The sequence below is a fragment of the Streptomyces sp. SID14436 genome (assembly GCF_010548465.1).
Taxonomy (GTDB): Bacteria; Actinomycetota; Actinomycetes; order Streptomycetales; family Streptomycetaceae; genus Streptomyces.
Genome location: NZ_JAAGMD010000665.1, coordinates 1 through 4,572, shown reverse-complemented (window position 1 = coordinate 4,572; position 4,572 = coordinate 1). Strand labels below are relative to the sequence as shown.

The following is a 4,572-nucleotide window of genomic DNA, read 5'->3' as shown; positions in this document are numbered from 1 at the left end:
GCGCCGCCGTCGCCCGCGACTACCCCGGCGAGCAGGCCGACACCGCCCGCACCCGCCGCATCGCCTACGCCCGCGCCCTGGCCGCCCTCACCGACCGCGGCCCGCGCATCGTCGCCGTCACCTCCGGCGCCACCCTGCTGCTGGGCGCGGGAGCCCTCGTCGGCGCCCTGGTCACCGACCGGACACCCGGCGATGCCGCCGGCGGCTCGTACGCCGTCGTCCACGGGGCCGCCGAGACCGCGCAGGCGCTGGGCTCCTGGCTGATCGGGCTCGGCTTCATACTGTTCGTCACCTGGGGGCGGCGCGCCTACAAGGACGCCTCCGCGCGGCGCACCATCGGCATCCTGTGGGACGTCGGCACCTTCTGGCCGCGCGCCGCCCACCCCTTCGCCCCGCCCTGCTACGCGGAGCGGGCGGTGCCCGACCTGACCTGGCGGATCGCCACCTGGACGCAGGAGACCGGCGGTCGGCTGGTCGTCTCCGGGCACTCCCAGGGCAGCGTGCTGGCCGCCGCCGCGGCCTGGCAGCTGCCGCCCGCCACCCGCAGCCGGGTCGCGCTGCTGACGTACGGGTCCCCGCTGGAGCGCCTGTACGGCCGCTGGTTCCCGGCGCACTTCGGCCCGGAGGCGCTGGCCCGGCTGCACCGGGAGGCCGACTGCTGGAGCAACCTCTACCGGCTCACCGACCCCATCGGCGGCCCCGTGCGGCTGTCCGGCGACGAGGGCCCCGCGGTCGACCGGCCGCCGTTGAAGGACCCGCTCGCCTACGGCCGCACCCGCGCCCACCCGCTGCCCGCGCCGATCCTCGGCCACTCCGACTACCAGGCCGACCCGGCCTTCGCACAGGAACGGCGCCGGCTCCTGGCCCGGCTGCGCCCCGAGGTGCCGGCCCCGCGGCACACCGGGCAGTCCTCCGCGGCGCGGGATCAGGGCAGTTCCGGCAGGTCCTCGCCGTAGAGCAGGGTCAGGTCGTCGGTGCTCGGCTCCGCGAGCTGGGCGACCCGGCCCGCGTGCCGCTCCACCATCGCCTCGAACGTCTGGCGTGCGGTGCGGCCGTTGCCGAAGGCGGCGCCCTTGGGGATCTCCGTGAAGTACTTCAGCAGCGCCTCGGCGGTGCCGGACGCCAGCCGGTACTCGTGCTCCTCCGCCTGCTGTTCCACGATCCGCAGCAGTTCCTGCGGACCGTAGTCGCCGAAGGTGATGGTCCGTGAGAAACGGGACGCGACCCCTGGGTTGACCGACAGGAAGCGCTCCATCTCCGCCGTGTAGCCCGCGACGATCACCACGACCGCGTCGCGGTGGTCCTCCATCAGCTTCACCAGCGTGTCGATGGCCTCCTTGCCGAAGTCCCGGCCGGCGTCCTCCGGGGACAGCGCGTACGCCTCGTCGATGAACAGCACGCCCCCGCGCGCCTTCTCGAACGCCTCCTGGGTGCGGATCGCGGTCGAGCCGATGTGCTCGCCGACCAGGTCCACCCGGGACACCTCGACCAGGTGCCCCTTCTCCAGCACCCCGAGGGAGGCGAGGATCTCGCCGTAGAGCCGGGCCACGGTCGTCTTGCCGGTGCCCGGGGACCCCGTGAACACCAGGTGCCGCTTGACCGAGGCCGCCTTCAGGCCGGCCCGCTGGCGCGCGCGCCCCACCTCGATCATGTCGATGAGCGCCCGGACCTCGCGCTTGACGCTCTCCAGGCCGACCAGCGCGTCGAGTTCGCCGAGAACCGCCTTCGAGGCGCGGACCTCCGGCTCGGGCTCCGGCGCGGGTGCCGGGACCGCCGGGGCGGCGGGCACCGGCTCCGGACGCTGCCCGGGCACGGCGCCCAGCAGGCCGGGGGAGTGGCCCGCCGTCTGTACGGCCGGCTCCGGCGCCGCGGCGGGGCGCAGGCTGCCGCTCTCGTCGCTGGTGCAGTCCTCGACGAGCGGACCGCCGCCTCCCGCGGCGGCGTCCGCGCCGCCCTCGGCGAACTCGTACCCGCCGCGCGCGCAGCGCTCCGTGCGGCACTTGCGCAGCGTGGTGCGGCTGCCGTCGATGACGTGGAAGCCGTAGCCGCCGCTGCCGGTGACCCGGCAGTTCAGGAAGCTGCCGCGGCCGCCCGCGGAGACGTACACGCCCGCCTCGGCGGGGGAGTCGACCGTGCAGCGTTCGACGGTCGGGTCGGCGCCCTTGGTGACGATCACGCCGGTCTGGGTGCCGTCCAGGGTGCAGTTGCTGAGGGTGCCGCCGCTGCCGTGGTCCCGGAACCAGGCGCCGGTCGCCGCGTCGCGGATCCGGCAGTCGTCGAGCTGGGCGGTGGCGCCGTCGCTCACCGACACCGCGGTGTTGCGCACCTGGGACAGGTCGCTGTCGACCACGTCGGCGCGGGAGCCGCGGTCGAGCACGAACAGGGCGTCCGGCACGTCGTGCACCCGGCAGGAGTCCAGGACGGCGGTGGCGCCGTCGCTCACCCACACCGCCGGGTAGTCACCCGTGCTGTCGAAGATCTCGCACTGGTTGGCGTCCACGCGCGTGCCGGGGTCCCACACCGACAGGCCGTTGCGGCCGAACTGCCGCACGGTGGTGCGGGTCAGGGTGAGCACGGAGCGGGAGCGCAGGTCGACCGCGTTCTCCGGGATGTCGTGGATCCGGCAGTCGGCCAGCGTCAGCACGGCGTCGGTGTCGAGGGTGACCCCGTCGGCGGTCGTGCGGTGCACGTCGCAGTCGGTGAGGTGCGCGGTGGCCCGGTGGGTGACCTGGATGCCGCTGCCCCGCACCTCGTACACCTCGCACCCCACGGCCTCCAGCGCCGAGTGCTCCCCGGTCGCCGTCAGGCCGGAGCCGCCCGCGTGATGCACCCGGCAGCGCTCCAGCCGGGGGTGGCCGCCGTCGCGGACGGCGACGCCCGCCTGCCCGGCGGACACCACCTCGCACTCCTCGAACACCCCGCCCCCGCCGTCCAGCACGGCGATGCCGACGCCCGCGGGATTGTCGACGGTGCAGCGGCGCACGGTGGGCCGCGCGCTGCCGCGCACCTCTATGCCGGCGGCGGAACGGGTGACGATCCGCACGTCGCGCAGTTCGGGGGTGCCCTCCTCGACCAGTACGGCCGGCGCGGCGGCGTCCTGGCCCTCCACGTGCAGGTCCTGCACCACCGCCGAGGCCCGCACGGTGAGCGGCACGCCGTCCGCGGGGGCGATGCGCACCGAGCCGGGGGAGCCCTCCGGCCCGCGCAGCGTCACGACCCGCTCCACCACGAGGTTCTCCCGGTACGTGCCGGGAGCGACGGTGAGGACGTCACCGTCGGCGGCGGCCTCCAGAGCGGCGGCGAGCGATGCGTACTCACCCGTGCGGCGCCGCCACCGCGAGGTGCCGGTGTGCGTCACCTGGACCGTGCCCTGTGCCATGGCGTAACTGTGCCCCCACCTCGTTGTACGCGGGTTGTCGCCGACTGCCTCGGCCCCGGACCACCGTAGCGTGCGCGGGGCGCACGGGTTGACCGGAGCCGGAAGGCCGGCCCGGGTGTGCGCGCGGGTTCCGGCCGGGCCGCGAACGTGCGCCCCCCGATCCGCGGTTCGCCGGCTCAGCCGCCGCGGCGGGCGAGGACGCGGACCGGGTCCCCGGTCCGCACGGTGCCGGTGTGCAGCGGGATCAGGTTCTGGCCGAAGACCAGGCGGCCGTCGGCGCGGCGGTGCCGTCCCAGGGAGTGCAGCGGTTCCCGGCCGCGCCGCGCCGTGTCCTGGTCGGTGGTGGTCACCACGCACCGCCCGGAGGGCTTGGCGACCCGGAACGCGACCTCACCCACGGCGATGCGCTCCCAGTCGTCCTCCGCCCAGGCGCCGGTGCCCGCCACGACCAGGTTCGGCCGGAACCGGTTCATGGGCAGCGGGCCCTCGTCCGCGTGATCGCCCGCCGCGATCAGGGAGTTGAGCGCGTCCAGGGACGCGGTCGTGGTGAGCAGCAGCGGGAAGCCGTCGGCGAAGGTGACGGTGTCGCCCGGCCCCGCGTAGACCGGATCGACCGGCCGGCGGACGGCGGGATCGTCCAGGTGCACCAGGCGGTAGCCGGTGCCGAAGCGGGCCCGGCACCAGTCCCGCACCGCCGGGTCGTCGGCGGGCAGTGCCTCGACCTTGTCGCCGAAGAGTTCCACGGTGAGGGTCGTGCCGGCCCGCGGGACGGGCACCGTGAGCGGCTCGGTCCCGGGCGTGGACAGCCGCACGCCGCCGCCGGGCAACAGCTCGGCGGCGGCGGGTGCGAGGCGCGGCTGCTGACGTTGCGTGACGACCCTGCCCCCGTCGTCGATCAGCATCCAGCGCCGGTCTCCGGCGGGCCCCCAGGGCTCTACGACGACCTCCGTGAGCGGCACGCTCCGGAACGCCTTGACCGGATGAATGTGGATCGAGTGCAGACGCGCGTTCCCCATGGAGCCATCCTGCCGTACGGCGGGGGACGGCTCCCGGGGCAGCGGCTCAGTATCCGCGGTACTGCTGGCCGTTGTACGGATCCTGGTACGGAGCCGGGCCGGGGCGCGGAGCCGCCGCCGGGCGCATCGCCTCGTAGCCCGCGCCGCCCGGCGGCACCGGACGCGGCGGCTGCGGCT

Annotated in this window: 4 protein-coding genes; 1 reads left to right on the top strand and 3 read right to left on the bottom strand. The window is 75.5% G+C overall.

The genetic code is table 11. The features are described from left to right. Positions 1–956, top strand: a 956-nt coding sequence (locus G3I53_RS23720) for a hypothetical protein (protein WP_203617356.1), incomplete at its 5' end; no start/stop codon positions are given. On the opposite strand, the gene G3I53_RS23715 is transcribed toward G3I53_RS23720, so the two are convergent. The 3 genes from G3I53_RS23715 to G3I53_RS34580 form a co-directional block, all read right to left on the bottom strand. Next, positions 926–3,379 (bottom strand): right-handed parallel beta-helix repeat-containing protein, encoded by a 2,454-nt coding sequence (locus G3I53_RS23715; protein ID WP_164438743.1) that lies wholly within the window; start codon positions 3,377–3,379, stop codon positions 926–928. The genes G3I53_RS23720 and G3I53_RS23715 overlap by 31 nt on opposite strands. 176 nt (positions 3,380–3,555) lie before the next feature. After that, the gene (locus G3I53_RS23710) at positions 3,556–4,395 is read right to left on the bottom strand and encodes an MOSC N-terminal beta barrel domain-containing protein (RefSeq protein WP_164333827.1); all 840 of its coding nucleotides are present in this window, start codon (positions 4,393–4,395) and stop codon (positions 3,556–3,558) included. 46 nt (positions 4,396–4,441) lie between these two features. Continuing rightward, on the bottom strand, positions 4,442–4,572 hold a 131-nt coding region (locus G3I53_RS34580; RefSeq protein WP_343240678.1), incomplete at its 5' end, for a DUF6643 family protein.